The sequence below is a fragment of the Synechococcus sp. LA31 genome (assembly GCF_018502385.1).
Taxonomy (GTDB): Bacteria; Cyanobacteriota; Cyanobacteriia; order PCC-6307; family Cyanobiaceae; genus Vulcanococcus.
The window spans coordinates 1887945-1905073 of record NZ_CP075523.1; the positions used below are offsets into that span (position 1 = coordinate 1887945).

General features: G+C 65.7%; 17 protein-coding genes and 1 tRNA gene. 7 read left to right on the top strand and 11 right to left on the bottom strand.

Annotated features, from left to right (window positions below; translation table 11 throughout):
* Positions 1-15: 15 nt before the first annotated feature.
* Positions 16-288, bottom strand: a complete 273-nt coding sequence (locus KJJ24_RS10330) for a TatA/E family twin arginine-targeting protein translocase (RefSeq protein ID WP_214338523.1) — start codon at positions 286-288, stop codon at positions 16-18.
* A 4-nt stretch (positions 289-292) separates the two neighbouring features.
* Positions 293-493, bottom strand: a complete 201-nt coding sequence (gene psbH, locus KJJ24_RS10335; RefSeq protein WP_094589879.1) for a photosystem II reaction center phosphoprotein PsbH — start codon at positions 491-493, stop codon at positions 293-295.
* An 86-nt stretch (positions 494-579) separates the two neighbouring features.
* Here psbH and psbN point away from each other — a divergent pair, with 86 nt between their 5' ends.
* Entirely contained in the window at positions 580-720 is a 141-nt protein-coding gene (gene psbN, locus KJJ24_RS10340) for a photosystem II reaction center protein PsbN (RefSeq protein WP_214338525.1), read from the top strand.
* Here psbN and KJJ24_RS10345 read toward each other — a convergent pair.
* A complete protein-coding gene (locus KJJ24_RS10345) occupies positions 708-3728 on the bottom strand; it encodes a glycoside hydrolase family 38 C-terminal domain-containing protein (RefSeq protein WP_214338527.1) in 3021 nt (1006 codons plus the stop codon). The genes psbN and KJJ24_RS10345 overlap by 13 nt on opposite strands.
* Positions 3729-3828: 100 nt before the next feature.
* On the opposite strand from KJJ24_RS10345, the gene KJJ24_RS10350 reads away from it, so the two are divergent.
* Both KJJ24_RS10350 and KJJ24_RS10355 read left to right on the top strand, forming a co-directional pair.
* On the top strand, positions 3829-3948 hold the full coding sequence (locus KJJ24_RS10350; RefSeq protein ID WP_010312075.1) for a photosystem II reaction center protein I: 120 nt from the start codon (positions 3829-3831) through the stop codon (positions 3946-3948).
* A gap of 71 nt (positions 3949-4019) precedes the next feature.
* Positions 4020-7175 (top strand): DUF3769 domain-containing protein, encoded by a 3156-nt coding sequence (locus KJJ24_RS10355; protein ID WP_250544624.1) that lies wholly within the window; start codon positions 4020-4022, stop codon positions 7173-7175.
* Here the strand turns inward: KJJ24_RS10355 and KJJ24_RS10360 are convergent.
* The 7 genes from KJJ24_RS10360 to KJJ24_RS10390 all read right to left on the bottom strand — a co-directional run bounded on the left by KJJ24_RS10360 (position 7157) and on the right by KJJ24_RS10390 (position 13668).
* Positions 7157-7654 carry a pentapeptide repeat-containing protein gene (locus KJJ24_RS10360; protein ID WP_214338529.1) on the bottom strand — a complete coding sequence of 166 codons (498 nt, stop codon included), beginning with the start codon at positions 7652-7654 and terminating at the stop codon, positions 7157-7159. The genes KJJ24_RS10355 and KJJ24_RS10360 overlap by 19 nt on opposite strands.
* A 35-nt stretch (positions 7655-7689) precedes the next feature.
* Positions 7690-8331: a 3-isopropylmalate dehydratase small subunit 2 gene (locus tag KJJ24_RS10365; protein WP_214338531.1), complete on the bottom strand. Its 642-nt coding sequence runs from the start codon at positions 8329-8331 to the stop codon at positions 7690-7692.
* Positions 8332-8335: 4 nt separating this feature from the next.
* Positions 8336-9745 carry a 3-isopropylmalate dehydratase large subunit gene (leuC, locus tag KJJ24_RS10370; RefSeq protein WP_214338532.1) on the bottom strand — a complete coding sequence of 470 codons (1410 nt, stop codon included), beginning with the start codon at positions 9743-9745 and terminating at the stop codon, positions 8336-8338.
* Between the two features lie 49 nt (positions 9746-9794).
* Complete coding sequence (locus KJJ24_RS10375) at positions 9795-11039, bottom strand: competence/damage-inducible protein A (RefSeq protein ID WP_214338534.1); 1245 nt, start codon at positions 11037-11039, stop codon at positions 9795-9797.
* Positions 11029-12126, bottom strand: coding sequence for a glycosyltransferase family 4 protein (locus KJJ24_RS10380; RefSeq protein WP_214338536.1), 1098 nt, complete (start codon positions 12124-12126; stop codon positions 11029-11031). The genes KJJ24_RS10375 and KJJ24_RS10380 overlap by 11 nt, the downstream gene beginning before the upstream one ends.
* 65 nt (positions 12127-12191) lie before the next feature.
* Positions 12192-13481 carry a serine hydroxymethyltransferase gene (gene glyA / locus KJJ24_RS10385; RefSeq protein WP_250544626.1) on the bottom strand — a complete coding sequence of 430 codons (1290 nt, stop codon included), beginning with the start codon at positions 13479-13481 and terminating at the stop codon, positions 12192-12194.
* A 113-nt stretch (positions 13482-13594) separates the two neighbouring features.
* Positions 13595-13668 (bottom strand) — tRNA-Arg (locus tag KJJ24_RS10390).
* A 69-nt stretch (positions 13669-13737) separates the two neighbouring features.
* Here KJJ24_RS10390 and KJJ24_RS10395 point away from each other — a divergent pair.
* From KJJ24_RS10395 to KJJ24_RS10405, 3 genes are read left to right on the top strand one after another with little or no spacing between them, the layout of a single operon-like run.
* Positions 13738-13977 (top strand): hypothetical protein, encoded by a 240-nt coding sequence (locus KJJ24_RS10395; RefSeq protein ID WP_214338538.1) that lies wholly within the window; start codon positions 13738-13740, stop codon positions 13975-13977.
* Between the two features lie 23 nt (positions 13978-14000).
* Positions 14001-14288, top strand: a complete 288-nt coding sequence (locus KJJ24_RS10400) for a DUF3181 family protein (RefSeq protein WP_214338540.1) — start codon at positions 14001-14003, stop codon at positions 14286-14288.
* A 24-nt stretch (positions 14289-14312) separates the two neighbouring features.
* Positions 14313-14567 carry a cytochrome-c oxidase gene (locus KJJ24_RS10405; protein ID WP_214338542.1) on the top strand — a complete coding sequence of 85 codons (255 nt, stop codon included), beginning with the start codon at positions 14313-14315 and terminating at the stop codon, positions 14565-14567.
* Positions 14568-14571: 4 nt separating this feature from the next.
* Here KJJ24_RS10405 and murJ read toward each other — a convergent pair whose 3' ends face one another.
* Positions 14572-16257, bottom strand: coding sequence for a murein biosynthesis integral membrane protein MurJ (gene murJ / locus KJJ24_RS10410; protein WP_250544635.1), 1686 nt, complete (start codon positions 16255-16257; stop codon positions 14572-14574).
* Positions 16258-16313: 56 nt separating this feature from the next.
* Here murJ and sfsA point away from each other — a divergent pair, with 56 nt between their 5' ends.
* On the top strand, positions 16314-17108 hold the full coding sequence (sfsA, locus tag KJJ24_RS10415; protein WP_214338546.1) for a DNA/RNA nuclease SfsA: 795 nt from the start codon (positions 16314-16316) through the stop codon (positions 17106-17108).
* Positions 17109-17129 lie beyond the last annotated feature (21 nt).

A 17129-nucleotide genomic window follows, 5' to 3' on the forward strand; every position in this document is an offset into this window, starting at 1 on the left:
TCACGGAGCCTGCGATCAGGCGTCTGCCGGATGATCCACCGCCGACTCCACACTCTTCGCCTGGGAAGGCTCGGCGGAGGGCAAGGTGCTGGAAGCACTCACCTCAGCTTCCACCGTATCCACAGCTTTTCGGAATTCCTGCTCGAACTCCTTTGAAGCGCTCTGAAAACCCTTGAGAGTTTTCCCAAGGGTTTTACCGAGCTCGGGCAAACGCTTCGGGCCGAAGACCAGCAATCCGATGGCGGCGATTACCGCCAGCTCAGGCAGTCCGACTCCGAACACATTCATCGAATCAGCCTGCGCCGTTCCAATTAACCGTGATGCCGTCGAGCAGCAGCGACTTGTTGTACAGCTGCAGGATCACCAGCAGGAAGACAAGAAACAGGGCCATGAACACGCCCATCACCGGAGTGGTTCCCCAGCCGGGAACAACCTTGCCGTACTCCGAGTTGAGGGGGCGAAGCAGATCTCCCAGGCGGGTGCGTTGAGCCATGACGGGCTGTGCTCTCTGGCAGCGGGGTCAGTCTCGTTACTGTAAGGGTCGCGGCCGCTGCCGCGGCTTGCCTGTCGAGAGTTGTGATGGAAACGTCGTCCCCAGCCATGTCCGTGGCCCTGGCCGTACTGGCCGTGTTACTGGGCCTCACGGGGTTTGGGATTTACCAGGCCTTCGGCCCCCCGTCGAAAGAGCTCACCGATCCCTTCGACGATCACGACGACTGACTCAGCTCAGCGCCGCCGCTGACCCGCCAGCGGCCTAATTGCCAGGGCCTGAGCAGGTCGCCATCGGCCTCCTGCGCGTCTGCGAACGCCCCATCACCCAGGCCCTCACGGCGAGCGCGCCAGCCCTCCGGCCAACGCAGGCACTGCCGCTGCGGGCTGAGGTTCTGCAACACCAGCTGCGCTTCGCCAGGCTGCGCCAACGGCTGCAACTGAACGAGCTGGAGTGCGTCGGAGCCCAGGTCCAGCGGCAGCGGCACTTCAGTTCCCTCGGCTTGAGCCGCCGGCCTGAGCCAGAGCGGTTCGCGGAAGCGCTGAGCCTGCCGCGGCACCGCTTGCTCCCGCCAACCATCGGCGCAGGGCATCAAGGCCAGCCGGATGCGCTGCAGCCCCTGATCCGCCGAGGGATCGGGCCATGTGGGAGCTCGCAGCAGGGACACCCCCAGGCGATCCGCGTCTGCCGAAACACCCTGCGGCCCATCCAGCAACACCGCCAGCCCGCCGCCAGCACTGGCCTGAGACGCCAGCCAGCTGATCGCCGGCACCTCCCAGCGGGCCTGCTCGCGGGCATTCATGACTGCGGCCGGCCGCTCCAACACACCGCCAGGGGTGTCGGCCGCGTAACGGCAGGCCGCCTGCGCCAAGGGCAGCTCCAGACGCAGCAGTTCATGGCGTTGCTGCCAATCGACACGCAAACAGAGCTCCAACCAGGGGGACGCCGCGCGCAGCTGCACATCGAGCCGGAGGCTGCTGTTGCCGCAGCGGCCGCGCCACACCAGGCGGGTGCAAAGCGGCCCCTGCTCTGCCAGGTCGGGGCCCGGCTGCCACTGCAGCGGTAAAGGCTTGGAGCGGTAATCAGCGGCGATATCCCAGGCATCCCAGAACTCGCCGTGATCACCCCAGCGACACCAGGCCAGGGGCCCACGCAACTGCGCCACGCCATCGCCACCCCAAAGCTGCTGCAGCCCGCCAGGACCGAACTCAGCGCGCAGAAGCCCATTACTGAGCCACCAGCGCTCCTCACCGATCTCCAGCTGCACCGACTGCTGGACGCCGGCGGGCGCCGCCAGAGCTGCATCGCTGCGATGCAGTGGCACGGCCGCCAATCCAGCCGGCATAGCCAGCTGCACCCAGGTGCCGCCGCCCGGAGCTGGCTGATGCGGCAGCCCAACTGCACCGGCTTGCCAGTGCCCGGGGGGCAATCGCAGCGTGTGCAGGCCTGCAGCCTGCAGCTGCAGCTGCACCAACCACCAGCCCGAATGCGGCGCCAACAGAGCCTGGAGGGCCTGATCCCGGCAGCGCGCGGCCTGGCGGCGTGCCTGGCGCCACTGGGGCTCCGCCTGCTCAAACACCTCCGGGATCGACGTGCCCGGCAGGATGTCGTGAAACTGCTGAAACAGCAGCGGGCGCCAATCAACGCCTGGCTCCGCCGCGACGGTCGGTTGCAGCATGCGCTGCAGGGCCTGAGCCAAATCCGCCTCCCGCAGCAAACGCTCAAGGCTGCGGTTGTGGCGCTTCTGGTCGGGCCGACTGGTGGCACAGCCGCGGTGCAGCTCCAGGTAGAGCTCGTCGCGCCAGACCGGCAAGCGCCGGCGCAGGGGCTCGAGCTCCTCCAGATAGGCCCGCAGGGTTCCATGGCGCTGGGGGCTGGCCAGCGGTTGCTGCTCCCACAGCTGCAGCTGCTCAAGCATCTCAGCGGTGGGGCCGCCGCCGTGATCACCCACCCCTGGCAGCCAGAGGGCCTGCTCCACCCCTGTGGCGGCTTGCCACTGGCGGCTGTAGCGATCGATGGCCAGAGGATCGCCATCGGTGCCGATCGGCGCTGTAGACAGGGCCATCAGCTCGGCGCCACAGCGGCCGCGCCAGCGAAACAAACGATGTGGGAACGGTTGAGAGCTGTTCCAGGCCAGCTTGTGGGTGCAGAACCAGGTCACACCGGTGCTGCGGGCCACTGCCGGCAAGCCGGCGCTGAAGCCAAAGCTGTCGGGCAACCAACAGAGGTGGTGGCGCCACTCGGGGAAACGGCTACGGCTGTAGGCCTGGCCGAGGGCGAATTGCTGCAACAGCGATGCCGTGCCGATCAACACGCAGTCGCTCTCCACCCAGGGGCCATTCACCGGCTCGAACCGTCCGTCTCGCATCGCCTGGCGCAGCCGGGCGAACAGCGCTGGGCGGTGCTGTTCGATCCAGGCATAGAGCGCCGGTGTGGAGTGCGCGAAATGCAGCGCTGGGTAGCGCTGCATCAGGGCGAGGGCGGATTCAAAGGTGCGCAGTGCCGCTTGCCAGGTGTCGGCCACCGGCCAGAGCCAGGCCAGATCGAGGTGTGCGTGCCCGAGCACATGCACTACCCCTGGCGGACGATCGGCAACCTGCTGCTCGAGCCATGGCTGCAGTGCTGCCGCTGAAGCCGGGTCTGCGGGATCCAACCGCTCAAGCCGGGCATGCAGCTGCTGCAGGGCACTGGCATTCAGACGCTCGGCGGCCATGGCCAGCTGCGGTGCCGTGAGCACCCTGGTGGGATCGGAGGCCTCAACGGGTTCCTGCTCCACAGCGCTGGTGATCAGCGCCCCGTCGTCATGCAGAGGCGAGCGCAGGCGCAACTCCAACTGCAGCGGCTGGCCCTGCCACCAGGATGCTGGCAACGGCCAGCGGCAGGCGGTATCGAACAAATCCCCCTGATGCACCAACGCTCCATTCACCCGCAGCTCCACCGCATCAGCCCACCACCGCAACACCAATCGCGCCAGGCGATCCCCCTGCTGACGCTGCTGCCAGGCCACCGGGCACAACACGTCGAGCTGGAGCGACAACCAACGCCCCCCGCGAGGCCAGATCAGCAAACCGCGGGCATGCCAATCCGGGCGATGCGCCGCTCCCCAGGGGTCAAGTAGCGCCAGATCACCGGCACCGCCTGGGCTGGCCAGGCGCCACTGCGGCCGCAGATCCAGCCGCACCTGGCCTTGAAACGTTTCAATCCAGGTGCGAACGGCGCCCTCTGGGCCCTCGGGCATCGGTTCATGCGATCACGACCCATAGGATGATGCCGCTGCCGCGGGGTCATTCAGAGCCCACCTGGCGCCCGTTACTCCCTGTCACCGCCGGACAGAACCAATGCTCGCCCTCAAGATCTCGGTTTACTCCGTCGTCTTTTTCTTCATCGGGATCTTCGTGTTCGGCTTCCTGGCCAGCGATCCCAGCCGGACCCCCAGCCGCAAAGACCTGGAGGAATGATCCGCTCCTGCATGCCTGCTCTGCGCTTCCGCTGCAGGCGTGTCAGGATCACGCCCTCTTAGATCCTGTCGGTGTCCATCCCGCAACGCGTCCGCCGTCTGATTGCGGTGCTGGGATCGGCATCCGTGCTGGCGGCAGGTGGTGCTCGTGCCGCCGAACCCACCACTCAGCAACCCGAGAGCGCTCAGGCACAGGTTTCTGCTGCGGCTTCCCCCTCGCTGATCGAGGCCACCCCCAGCCAGAAGCCACCAATCGACATCGAGCTCACGGCTGATAGCCAGGGCTTCGATCTGTTGGCCAACCGCTTTGTGGCCGTTGGCAACGTGAAAGTGATCCTGGCAGGCGGACGCCTGCTGGCCGATCGCATCGAATACGAAAGCGCGACACGCACGATCTATGCGAGCGGACGCATCCGCTTCCAGCGCGGCAACCAATATCTGCAGGCAAGCAAGCTTCGCTACAGCCTGATCGAGAACAGCGGTGAGATCGACGAGGTGTATGGCGTTCTCGACCTCGACAGCGCTGCCCTCGACCTCAACCCGAGTGAACCGCCCTCCGCAGCACTGCTGCCGCTGAGCTACTGGTCGTCGCCAGCTGCCCCGTTCAACGCCAACATTTCCTTCACCGCTGAGGCACTTCCCGCGCCAGACAGCGCGGTGGCCGCGCAGCTGATCAGCAGGCCGCTGAGCGATGGCACCAGCGCCGCTGCCATTCCGCCAGGCTCACCGGAGCCCGTGCCGAACGACGACTGGCAGATGCCACCGGTGGCGCTCTCTCCGGCAGCGCAAACCATGGCTTGCCCGCCGGCGCTGCCCCCCGTTCCCAACTGGCGCCCCTATCCGTGGGCCGCCACCGTTTGGGGCGGGCAGATGATCGACGCCAACTTCGGCGACACTTTTCTCTTCAACGGTGAACTGAGACCCGAATATCTTTGGGGCGTGGGGTTGAACAAACGCCTGCTGCGCGCCGGCCCACTAGCTCTGGAGTTCGACTCGAACGCCCTAATCCACAGCGCTGCCGAGCAACCCGGTGGTGGCTTCAACCAAGACGTTCCCTTCGCCAACACGCCAGCTCAGACCTTCGGCGAATTCACCTGGAGCTTCGGTGTACGCGCTTGGCTGCAGCCCTGGCTGAGCCTGGCCTTCTTTGAAGGGGTGAGCCTTAACACCAACGTCAGCAATTACGAGAAGACATTTCGCGAGGATTACACCACCTTCCTCAACTACCTCGGCTTCGAGGTGGAAGCACTGATCAAACCGGAATGGTCGATTGTGGGGCGGATCCACCACCGCTCCGGCGCCTACGGCACCTACAGCGGCGTGAGTGAAGGCAGCAACGCCTACCTAGTGGGCATGCGCTATCGCTTCGGTAGCAGCCCACCTCCGCGGTTCAGCGTGGCGATGGACCCTCCTGATGGGTGCCCAGGAGGCGGTCAGCCCCAGCCCAAACCCCTGAGCGAACAGCTCAATCAGGTGGCACTGGGCTCAGCAGAGCAGGCCACAGGCACGCCCCCAGCCCCGGCTGGTGCCACTGCTGCCTCAAGCAACCTCAGCCCCGGGCAACAGGAAGCATTGCGGCGCGAAGCGATCGCGGCTGCGGTGGATCAACGCGTGAGTGGCCTGCAGTTTCAGCAGAGCCTCAAGGTGCAACGGCAGGCCGGCGGCAACACAGACGATGTGACCATCACTGGCCGGCAGGTGACCTACGGCAACGTGCGGCCCTGGCAGCTGCAACCACTCACCAATAAGGAAAACCGCAAGTTTGTGAGCGGCATGATCAGCCGCTGGCGCATGCAGGCCAATCAGCTCAAGGTGACACCCAAGGGCTGGCAGGCCGATCGCGTTGCCTTCACCAACGACCCCTACACACCGGCGCAATCGTGGGTGGATGCCAGCGGTGTGGTGGCGTATCAGGAGGCCAACGGCGACTTGGTGATTCAGGCCAAGAGCAACCAGCTGATCCTCGAAGACCGCCTGCCGATCCCTCTGCAGCGCAATCAACGCTTCGAGAAGGATCGCGAGGTGGAAAACCGCTGGGTGATGGCAGTGGACTCAGAAGACCGCGACGGCTTCTATCTCGGATACAACCTCAAGCCACTGGAGGTGGGCAAGCGGGGCACCCTCAACCTGCAACCCCAGTTCATGGTGCGGCGGGCCCTTGATGGCACCACCAGCAGCTATGTGCTGCCAGGTCAACCGATCGGCAGCTCGCCGAAGAGCCAGCCCACGCGCATTGGCGACTTGTTTGGCCTGCTGGCACGCTTCGACACCCGTGTGCTCGGCTTAAACGTGGATGTGGTGGGTGATTTCTCCACCTTTGATCCCAGCAACTTCGCCAATGGCACCCGTAGCTGGGCTGACATCAGCCGCTCCTTCAACCTGCCGGTGATCGGCAAAACCACCGCCCGCGGGTTTGCGGCCTATCGCTTCCGGGTGTGGAACGGCTCCCTCGGCGAGCAAGACGTGTATTCCGCTCTGGGCGTGTCGCTGGAGCAGGACGTCGCTCTACCCAACCTGGGCAGCATCACCAACCGCATGTTCTGGCGTGCCGGTGTGGGCAACTTCCAGGGCACGCAATTCACCAGCGTGAATCTGGCCGATCTGTGGCGAGCCAGTGCGTATGGCTCGATCAACAGCCGTTTACAGCTCTGGACTGGCAAGCCGCTCAATCCAGGCACAGAACTGGCCACCCGATTCAGCCCCACTCCGGTGGTACCTGGCTTAGCACTCAACAGCAACCTCAACATGAACCTCGCCTATTACGGCGATGGCACCAACCAACAGGCCGTGAGCATCAGCGGTGGACCCACGCTCACCCTGGGGCATTTGCAGAAGAACTTCTTCGATTACACCCAATTCACCATCGCCGGCGGCGGCACCTTGCGGCAGGGGGTCAGCCCCTTCAGCTTTGATCGCATCGTGGATCTGGGCACCCTGGGGGTGGGCCTCACCCAGCAGCTCGTTGGGCCGCTGATGATTAGCGGTGGCGTTGGATTCAACGTGGATCCCAACTCGGAATTTTTCGGCGATGTTTTGGATTCCTATGTGGAGCTGCGCTGGCAGCGGCGCGCCTATGAGCTGGCGATTTACTACAGCCCGTATCAAGGTATCGGTGGTGTTCGCGTGAAGCTCAACGACTTCAACTTCCGTGGCACCGGCCTGCCCTTCGTGCCCTACACACCGCCGGGTCTGGCGGCCGACGCTGCCATTCAGCGCCGCGGCTTCTGAGGCCCAACAGGGGGCAAGGGAGCCGGGCCAGGCTCCTCGCCGCCAATGAACAAATCGCTCCCGGTGAAATCGGCACCCACCAGCACGGCACCCTGAATCTGGGCACCTGGGGTGAGGGCTTGAATCAACACGGCTTCCTGCAGATTGGCCTGGCGTAGATCCGCATCACTGAGATCAGCATTGGTGAGCCAGCTCTGCTGCAGGCGAGCACCACGCAGATCAGCACCGCTCAAATCAGCCCCCTCCAGATTGCTGCCCCGCAGATCGGCGCCCCGCAGATCGGCCTCACGCAGATCCATGCCGTTGAGCAGCAGGCCCTTCAGATCAGCGCCGCGCAGATCACAGCCTCGGCAATGCTGCCAAGGCGGCGCCGCCGGCGTATAGGGCTCCACCGCGATGGGCTGAGCGGCTGCAGCTGCCAAAGGCAGGGCCAAAAGCCAACCCGCCAAGGCCGGCTGTGCATGAGAGAGGAAGCGCATCGGCCATGAACCGTCCTCTCTCCTTGATAGACAGTTCAGCGAGTGGCGGCCACGAAGCCGCTCAGATACGGCAAGCGCGCAGCGGCGGCCTCGAGAGCTTTGCCGTTGGCGAGCAGCTGCCCAGTGGCATCCCACTGGCCGGTGGACAGCATCTGGCGCGGACCCGCTGCCAAATCCAAGGCCCAGCTCTGCTCACCCAGGCTCAGGCAGGCATTCGCTACATCCACCTCAAACACCGCGGCTGGATCAGCTTGCGCTGCAGCCTGGATGGCCAGCATCGTGTCGTGTTCCGCCGCCAGGCAGGGGATCCCAAGGGCCAGGCAGTTGCCATAGAAAATCTCCGCGAAGCTCTCGCCCACCACAGCGCGGATGCCCCAGCGCATCAGCGCTTGAGGGGCGTGCTCCCGGCTGGAACCACAGCCGAAGTTGCGATTCACCAGCAGGATCGCGGCGCCCTGGTGCTCCGGGCGATCGAATGGGTGCGGGCCAACCGGGCTGGCGGTCAGCTCGGCGCGATCGTCGGCGAAGACGGCGGGGCCCAGGGCGTCAAAGGTGACGCACTTGAGGAAGCGAGCCGGAATGATCCGATCGGTGTCGATGTCATCGCCACGCACCACCACGGTGGTGCCGCGGATGCTGCTGATCGGTCCGGTGGGGAAGGGGGTGGAGCTGGTCATGACTTCAAGCGTTGAGCAGGGTGCGAACGTCGCTCACGCGGCCGTTAATGGCAGCAGCGGCCACCATCGCCGGGCTCATCAGCAGGGTGCGACCGCTGGCTGAGCCTTGGCGGCCCTTGAAATTGCGGTTGCTGGAACTGGCGCTGATCTGCCGGCCCTCAAGCCGATCGGGGTTCATCGCCAGGCACATGGAACAGCCGGGCTCACGCCACTCAAAGCCCGCCTCCACAAACAACTTGTCGAGCCCCTCAGCCTCAGCTGCCGCGGCCACCTGCTCGCTACCAGGCACCACAAAGGCCTTGATCCCAGGAGCCACCTGGCGGCCCTTCGCGACCGCTGCCGCCGCCTGCAGATCGCTGAGGCGACCGTTGGTGCAACTGCCGATGAAGCACACATCAACCGGCGTGCCGGCGATGGGCGAGCCGGGCTGCAGATCCATGTAGCGGTAAGCCTCCTCCGCCAGCGGCCGCTCATCGGGCTCGGTTTGCTCGAGGGTGGGTACGGTTTCATCCACGCCGATGCCCTGGCCTGGCGTGATACCCCAGGTGATCGTAGGAGCGATGGTGGCGGCATCAAAGCGCACCTCGTCATCGAACGAGGCATCAGCGCCGCTGGCCAGACTGCTCCACCAGGCCACGGCCTGTTCCCAAGCGGCACCGCTGGGGGCAAAGGGCCTGCCCTTGAGGTAATCAAACGTGACGCGATCGGGGTTCACGTAGCCGCAGCGGGCACCGCCCTCGATCGCCATGTTGCAGAGGGTCATGCGCTCTTCCATCGAGAGCGCCTCAATCGCCGGACCGGCGAATTCATAGGCATAGCCCACGCCACCCTTCACACCGAGCGTGCGGATCACGTGCAGCACCAGATCCTTGGCATACACGCCGTTCTGCAACTGCCCGTCCACCCAGATGCGGCGCACCTTGAGCTTGCCCATGGCCAAGCTCTGGCTGGCGAGCACATCGCGCACCTGGCTGGTGCCGATGCCGAAGGCAATCGCACCGAAGGCGCCATGGGTGGAGGTGTGGGAATCGCCGCAGGCGACAGTCATGCCGGGCTGGGTCAGGCCGAGCTCGGGGGCGATCACATGCACGATGCCCTGACGGCCACTGCCGAGGCCATGCAAGGTGATGCCGTGCTCAGCGCAGTTGGCTTCCAGTGTGGCCAACATCTCCTCGGCGAGCGGATCGGCGAAGGGACGCGCCTGACTCGTGGTGGGCACGATGTGATCAACCGTGGCAACGGTGCGCTCGGGGTGGCGCACACCCAGGCCGAGGTCCCGCAGGGCCGCGAAGGCCTGAGGGCTGGTGACCTCATGAATCAGGTGTAGGCCGATGAACAGCTGCGTTGCGCCTCCGGGCAGCTGGGCCAGCTGATGCAGATCCCAGACCTTGTCGTAGAGGGTGCCGGAGCTCACGTCGCTCGTACCAGCAGAACGGATGAGCCTAAAGCCGAACGCGCCTGGCTCAATCCAGCAAGGCCAGGCGCAGCCGGTTGAGAGCCTCGCCCGCGCTGAGGGCCTGGATCCAGCAGCGGCCGCGACTGGCCCCGAAACGCACACCTTCACTGCAGCAGCCATCAGGACCTGCCACAGCGATGTGCACCAGCCCCACGGGCTTCTCCGCCGTGCCACCGCTGGGGCCTGCCACTCCTGTGATCGCCAGGGCCCAGTCGGCGCCGGTGGCACGGCGGACACCCACCGCCATCGCCTGAGCAACCGAATCGCTCACGGCGCCATGGCTCGCGAGCTGCTCTGCTGGCACGCCAAGCAGCTCTTGCTTCACGCGGTTGGCATAGGCAATCACCCCGCCGAGAAACACATCGGAGGCACCGGGTACCGCCGCCAGAGCCGCCCCCAGACCGCCGCCAGTGCAGCTTTCAGCCACCGCCAGGGTGTGACCGCCACGGCGCAGCTGCTGCAGCACCACAGAGGCGAGATCATCCTCGTTCTCGCCAAAGCAGAGCCTGCCGGTACGCGCGCGGATCTCCTGCTCCACCGGCGCGAGCAACTGTTCCGCCTCAGCTGCTGTGGCCGCCCGGGCCGTGATCCGCAGCTTCACCTCACCGGAGCCGGCGTAGGGCGCCACGGTGGGGTTACTGGCCTCGAGCAGATCGGCCATCCGCTCGGCCAGATCAGACTCAGCAATGCCCCAGAAACGCAGCATGCGACTGGCGAATACCCCTTCCGCCAGGCCGGTTGCCTGCAGCCAGGAGGCCGCCGTGGCCTGCCACATCGCCCGCATCTCGCTGGGCACCCCCGGGAAGGTGAGGATCGTGAAACCCGGCCGCGGGGTCCAGATCATCCCGGGGGCGGTGCCGGTGGGATTGGGGAGCAGTGCGGCTCCTTCTGGCAGGAAGGCCTGCCGGCGGTTGCTGGCGGCGCAGGGCCGGCCGCGCGCCGCCAGGCGTGCCTGGATCTCCGCCCACACCTGTGGATGCTCCACCAGCGGCGCGCCGAAGGCTGCCGCAATCGCTTCGGTGGTGAGGTCATCTGGGGTGGGGCCGAGGCCGCCGGTGGTGATCAACACCTGACAACGCTGAGCGGCAGCCTGCAACTCAGCGATCAGTCGCTCGCGGTTATCGCCCACCACAGCCTGGCGATGGTGGGCGATGCCCAGGGCCGCCAGTTGCTCAGCAATCCAGCGCGCATTGCCATTGGTGATGTTGCCGAGCAGCAGCTCGGTGCCGATGCACAGGATTTCAGCCGTCATGGCTGGCAAGTTGCTCGCTATTGAGGCTGCGGCGGGCGGCAGTTACCACCACAATCAGCACAGCAGTGGCCAAGCCCAGCCAGAGGAAACGCAGCTCAGCATTGGCCAGCACCAGTGCCAGGGCTGCAAGCCACTGGGTGAAGGCGTAGATCAGCACCACGGTGCGGCGATGGCTGAAACCGGCCCGCAGCAGGCGGTGATGCAAGTGGCGGCGATCGGGATAGAAGGGGGAATGGCCCTGGCTGAGGCGGCCCATGATCACCGCCGACATATCAGCCAGGGGGAGCGAGAGGATCAGCAACGGCAACAGCAGGCTCACGGTGGTGAGACCTTTGGCCGGACCGACGATGCTGATGGCCGCCAGGGCAAAGCCCAGGAAATAAGAGCCGCCGTCACCCATAAAAATGCGGGCGGGGTTGAAGTTGTGCCGCAGAAAGCCCAGGCAGCTGCCCGCCAGGGCGGCTGCCAGCAGACCAGGGGCGGGCTGGTTGAGGCTGTAGCTCACCGACAGCAGCCCAACGGCGGCGATCCCGCTCACACCCGCCGCCAGGCCATCGAGACCATCGAGCCAGTTGATCGCATTGGTGATGCCCACCAGCCAAATCACTGTGGCCAGAAGGCTCAGGGCAGCGGGCAGCGGGATCGCTCCAGGCGGACTACCGAAGAGAGGGAACGGCACGTCGATGGCACCGATCTGCACCCCCTGGCTCCAGACCGCCATCGCCACCAACACCTGCCCCCCCAGGCGGGGCAGCGGTGGCAGGGCAAAGAGGTCGTCAGCCAGACCGATCACAAAGAAACAGAGCGCCCCGGCGAGGGTCGTCCAGATCTGGCTATCGCGCTGGACTGGCAGCTCCACGAAGCCACCCATCAGCCAGATCACGGCCAGCGCGATCACAAAGCCACCCACGATGCCCACGCCTCCAAGGCGCACCATCGGCGTGGTGTGCTGCTTGCGGGAATCGGGCTGATCGATCAGGCCCCACCGCAGCCCAGCTCGGCGCACGATGGGCACCAGCACGGCGGTGAGGAGCGCCGCCATCCCAAACGCCAGAACAGCGGCGAGGTCCGGCCGGCTGGAGATCATCGGGGGCGCTGCGCGGTCGGAATTGGAGCCTGAAAAGGCCCTGCCGGCCGAAGCTTAAGCGGCGTTCAGGCAGGTTGCAGCTCGCGAGCCTCGGCGTAGAGCGGGAAGCGCTCACACAGCGCAGCAACACGGTCGCGGCAGCGCTGCTCGATCGCTGCATCCTCAGGATTGAGCAGGCGATCAGCGATCACATCAGCCACCTCACGGAAGGCGGCTTGATCGAAGCCACGGGTGGTGCAGGCGGCGGTACCCAGACGCAGACCGCTGGTCACGAAAGGTGATTGGGGATCGAACGGAACGGTGTTCTTGTTGGCTGTGATGTGCACATCGCTCACCAGCAGGTCGGCCACCTTGCCGGTCATACCGATGCCGCGCAAATCGAGCAGCACGATGTGGTTATCGGTGCCGCCGCTCACCACGTCGATGCCGCGCTCCCTAATTCGGGCTGCCAGGGCCTGCGCATTCGCCACCACCTGTTGGGCGTAGGCGGTGAAGCTGGGCTGCAGGGCCTCACCGAAGGCCACGGCCTTGGCCGCGATCACATGCTCCAAGGGGCCGCCCTGGCTGCCGGGGAAGACCGCCTTGTCGAACTGCTTGGCGAATTCGGCATCGCGGCAGAGGATCAAACCGCCGCGGGGGCCGCGCAGGGTTTTGTGGGTGGTGGTCGTCACCACGTCACAGACGGGCACCGGGTTGGGATGCACACCAGCGGCCACCAGACCAGCGATGTGAGCCATATCGGCCAGCAGGTAAGCACCCACTTCATCGGCGATGGCACGGAAGGCTTGGAAGTCGATGGTGCGGGGATAAGCGGAATAGCCGCACACGATCAGCTTGGGCTTGTGCTCGAGTGCCAGCTTGCGAATGCCCTCGAAATTGAGCTGCTGGGTGGTCTCATCCACGCCGTAATGAACCGCCTTGAACCACTTGCCGCTCACATTCACGGGCGAGCCATGGGTGAGGTGGCCGCCATGGCTGAGGTCCATCCCCATGATCGTGTCGCCGGGCTGCAGCAGCGCCAGAAACACGGCGAAGTTGGCCTGGGCGCCGCTGTGGGGCTGCACGTTGGCCCAGGCGGCGCCAAAGAGCTCTTTGGCACGCTCGATCGCCAGCTCTTCGATGGCGTCGACATGCTCACAGCCGCCGTAGTACCGCTTGGCGGGCAAACCCTCGGCGTACTTATTGGTGAGCACCGAGCCCTGGGCCTCCATCACGGCCTTGGAGGCGAAGTTCTCGGAAGCGATCAGCTCAAGGTGCGTTTGCTGACGCTCAAGCTCCTTGCCGATCAGCGCTGCAATCGCGGGATCACCGGCCGCCAAAGACTGGTTCACGGCTGTTCCGGTGGACTCCGCCATGGCAGATCAGGGGGTTTGAGTGGCTTCAATCGTAAGAAACCGCAGCACTCAGCGCCTGCCCGTCAGACGGACACAAAAAAACCGCCCAAGGTGGACGGCTAGGGGTTGAAAGGCGCGCCTGGAGAGATTCGAACTCCCGACCCTCTGATCCGTAGTCAGATGCTCTAATCCGCTGAGCTACAAGCGCCTGTGCCTGCCCTGACATTGTGCCCATACCGAGGGCCCACCCGTCAACAGACCCCTCGCTCATCCCCCGATGCCGATCCGCTGGTACGGCCCCGCCGACCCTGAAGATCCCACCTACCGCCATTTCAACCGGATCGTGAATCTGGTGCTGCACACGATGGTGTTTGCCGCTCTGAACAGCGGGCTGTGGTTCGTGCAGAACATGCGCCACCCGTTCAGCCACCTGGCCTGGCTCACGGAGGTCTGGGCGCTGGTGCTGCTGGTGCAACTGATCAGCGTGGTCGTTAGGCGCCCACAGACGCCATCCTGAACACACGCACAGCCGCCACCGCGATGTCTCTCTCTGCCAGCGAAATCCGCGACCTACAACTGCAGATCGCCGATCGGCTGTACATCCAGATTGGTGGCTGGCATCTGTATCTCGGCGATGCCGGTGTGGCTGAAGCGCTGGCGATCGAATGCGCTGCCCGGCTTGACCAAGGCGCAGGCGTCTGTGCCAGACAAGCCCTTGAAGCCGTGCAGGTGCCGATCGGCGGGGGGAGCAGCAAGCTGCCGCTGGCACGGCTGGTGCCCGCGGGCCAACTGCAGGATCTCGAGGATCTGCTGGCCAACCACGGTTAGGGTTGCGCATCCCGCTGCGGCCCTGTGCTGGTCATCGAGGTCACCAACGCCCGAGAGGTTGTTCGCCAGCGCATCGGCCCCCTGGGCAGTCGCCTGATCGGCAAGGTGGTTGACGCCGAAGCGCAGGTGGAAAAAGCGCTGATGCAGGAGATGGAAACCGCCTTCCGCGATTTCGGGATTGAAGCCCGCATCTATTCCGTGGATGGCCCGGCGATGGTGGGACGCAGCCATCTAGAAGTGCCGATCCACGTGCGGGAAGAGCGCGTGGTGGAGCTCTAAGTGCCTAGCGCCTGAAGGGCAAGCGCCGCAGGATCTGCCCACCGAGCTGTCGGCAGATCTGCGTGGCCTCCGGCACCCGTGCCCAACTGGCAATCCCCCCGTAAAGCAACAAGCCCGCGGCAGCGCAGATACCGCACTGCAACAGCAAACCGATCAGGTGGGTGGGCCAGGCAATCCACTCCGCCAGGGCGAAGCTCACCCCACCGGCGGCAAGCGCCGCCAACAGCAGCAGCAGACTGTCGCGACCCCAAACAGCCAGAGGCAAGCCACCGAGGCGGTGCTGCAGGGCCAGGAGCAGACCCAGGCACGTGATCACATTCACCGCCACCGTGGCCAACACCAGCCCGGGTGCGCCGAAATTGAAGGCCGGCAGCTGCAGCCCCCAGGGGGTGGGGCCTCCCACCAGCAGCCAATCGAACAGGGCATTGAGGCCGATCCCGGCCATCGAGAAGCGGAAAGGGGTGGTGCCATCCCCAAGCGCATAAAACACACGCACCAGCACATCGCGGCCCAAGTAGGCCGGCATGCCGACGCCGTAAGCCATCAGCAACCCCCCCACCAGAGCAGCAGCGCTGGCATTGAAGGCGCCGCGCTCGTAGATCAGGGCCACAATCGGGCCCGCCAGCGCCACCATCAAGGCCCCAAGGGGCAGCATCGAGGCGTTGGAGAGCATCAGACCCTGGCGGATGCGCGCAATCAGCTCAGGGCGGTCTTGAGGTGCGGTGAGCCGCGCGTACACCGGCAGCAACGGCACCAACAGAGCGTTAGAGAGCAGGCCAAGGGGCGTTTGCACCAAGAGGTTGGCGTAGCCCAGACCTGCCGCCGCGCCCACGATGCCGGAGGCGAAAAACAGATCGGTAAACACATTGATCTGCAACATGCCCGACGAGAGGGTGGCCGGTCCCATGACCCGCAGCACCTCCTGCACACCGGGGTGCTTCCAGTCCCAGACCAGCTGGAATTTGTGCAGCCCCTGCTTGGCCAGCGCCGGCAACTGAATCAGCCACTGGAACACCGCTCCCAGCAGCGTGGTGCCCGCCAGCACGGCGCCCCCGAGGACGGCGTATTGCGGCAGAGCGATGGCCGAGCCCAGGTGCAGCCAAAGGATGCCGATTCCTGCGATCACCGCCACGCTCGAAAGCAGCGGGCTCACCGACGGCAACCAGAACTCATCGGCAGCATTGAGCGCCCCAAAGCCAAGGCCGATCAGACCAGCAAACAGGGCCATCGGCGCCATCCAACGCAGCTGCAGCACAGCGATGGCGTGGCGTTCGGCATCAAGACCTGGCCCCACCAGATCGATCAGCGGATCAGCCGCCACAAACAGCAGCAGCGTGACCGCGATCAAGCCGGCGCCCACCACGGTGTTGATCGCCGCGAGCACGTGGGCACCCTCCTGGCGAGGCCGGCGCGCCAGGGCACTCACCATGGCGCTGTGGAAGGGGCCGTTGATCCCGCCCAGCAGGATCAACAGGAAGCCCGGCAGCACATAGGCGTAGTTGTAAGCGTCGTAGGCAGCGCCCACACCAAAGGCCGCCGCAATCGCCTGCTGGCGCACCAGGCCGGCCAGTTTGCTCAGGGCAGTAGCCACCGCCACGATCAAGGCAATCCGGCGCAGTGAGCGCACAGGCGCTGGAGTCGAGCCTGGGCTCGAGGATTGGCTCGGGGATTCGCTCGGGGATTCGCTCATCCAATGCGGCCTTGGCCCCAACTCGAGCGATTCTTGCCTGCAGAAGCATCCACGTCATGCCGGCTACCGCCGCGCCCGAAGCCCAGCCCGTGCTGACGCTCGAGCCCCTGCAGGAGGGGGCCCTGCTCAAGCGCTACAAGCGCTTCCTGGCGGATGTGGAGCTGGACAGCGGCGAGGTGGTGACCGCCCACTGCGCCAACACCGGCCCCATGACCGGCGTGCTGCATCCAGGCGGTCGGGTGCGACTCCGCCACGCCCCATCCCCCACCCGCAAGCTCGCCTGGACGTGGGAGCAGGCGCAGGTGCCCGGCACCAACGGCGAGCCGGTGTGGGTGGGCATCAACACAGCCCTGCCCAACCGCCTGGTGCGGGCCACCATCGAAGCGGGCTGCCTCGAACCCTGGCTGGGGCCGATCGGAGCGATCCGGGCCGAGGTGGCCTACGGAGCCAATCGCCGCAGCCGTATCGATCTGCTGCTCACGCCAGCGGAGGGGGCCGCCGATTCGCGACCGATCTACCTGGAGGTGAAGAACACCACCTGGACCGACGGCGATCTGGCTCTCTTTCCCGACACGGTGACTGAGCGAGGCCAGAAGCACCTTGAGGAGCTGATGGGGGTTGTTCCAGAAGCCCGGGCCGTGCTGGTGCCCTGCCTGAGTCGCGCCGATGTGACGCGCTTCGCCCCTGGCGACAGCGCCGATCCCCGCTACGGCAACCTGTTTCGCCAGGCCCTTGATGCAGGTGTGGAGGTGCTGCCCTGCCGCTTCGCCTTCAGCCGCGAGGCCGTGCACTGGCTCGGTGTGGTGCCGGTGCAGCGCCACAGCAGCCCAGCCGCTGAGGGTGCCCCATAGAGTTGGCGTCCCCCGTGCCTG

Bases quoted from the DNA above. Each gene is read 5' to 3' on its own strand.
- KJJ24_RS10375 (WP_214338534.1), bottom strand. From the start codon at position 11,039: ATGACGGCTGAAATCCTGTGCATCGGCACCGAGCTGCTGCTCGGCAAC.
- KJJ24_RS10395 (WP_214338538.1), top strand. From the start codon at position 13,738: ATGCCGATCCGCTGGTACGGCCCCGCCGACCCTGAAGATCCCACCTAC.
- glyA (WP_250544626.1), bottom strand. From the start codon at position 13,481: ATGGCGGAGTCCACCGGAACAGCCGTGAACCAGTCTTTGGCGGCCGGT.
- murJ (WP_250544635.1), bottom strand. From the start codon at position 16,257: ATGAGCGAATCCCCGAGCGAATCCCCGAGCCAATCCTCGAGCCCAGGC.
- KJJ24_RS10360 (WP_214338529.1), bottom strand. From the start codon at position 7,654: ATGCGCTTCCTCTCTCATGCACAGCCGGCCTTGGCGGGTTGGCTTTTG.
- KJJ24_RS10400 (WP_214338540.1), top strand. From the start codon at position 14,001: ATGTCTCTCTCTGCCAGCGAAATCCGCGACCTACAACTGCAGATCGCC.
- KJJ24_RS10365 (WP_214338531.1), bottom strand. From the start codon at position 8,331: ATGACCAGCTCCACCCCCTTCCCCACCGGACCGATCAGCAGCATCCGC.
- KJJ24_RS10350 (WP_010312075.1), top strand. From the start codon at position 3,829: ATGCTCGCCCTCAAGATCTCGGTTTACTCCGTCGTCTTTTTCTTCATC.
- KJJ24_RS10330 (WP_214338523.1), bottom strand. From the start codon at position 288: ATGAATGTGTTCGGAGTCGGACTGCCTGAGCTGGCGGTAATCGCCGCC.
- psbH (WP_094589879.1), bottom strand. From the start codon at position 493: ATGGCTCAACGCACCCGCCTGGGAGATCTGCTTCGCCCCCTCAACTCG.
- psbN (WP_214338525.1), top strand. From the start codon at position 580: ATGGAAACGTCGTCCCCAGCCATGTCCGTGGCCCTGGCCGTACTGGCC.
- KJJ24_RS10380 (WP_214338536.1), bottom strand. From the start codon at position 12,126: ATGATCTCCAGCCGGCCGGACCTCGCCGCTGTTCTGGCGTTTGGGATG.
- sfsA (WP_214338546.1), top strand. From the start codon at position 16,314: ATGCCGGCTACCGCCGCGCCCGAAGCCCAGCCCGTGCTGACGCTCGAG.
- KJJ24_RS10345 (WP_214338527.1), bottom strand. From the start codon at position 3,728: ATGCCCGAGGGCCCAGAGGGCGCCGTTCGCACCTGGATTGAAACGTTT.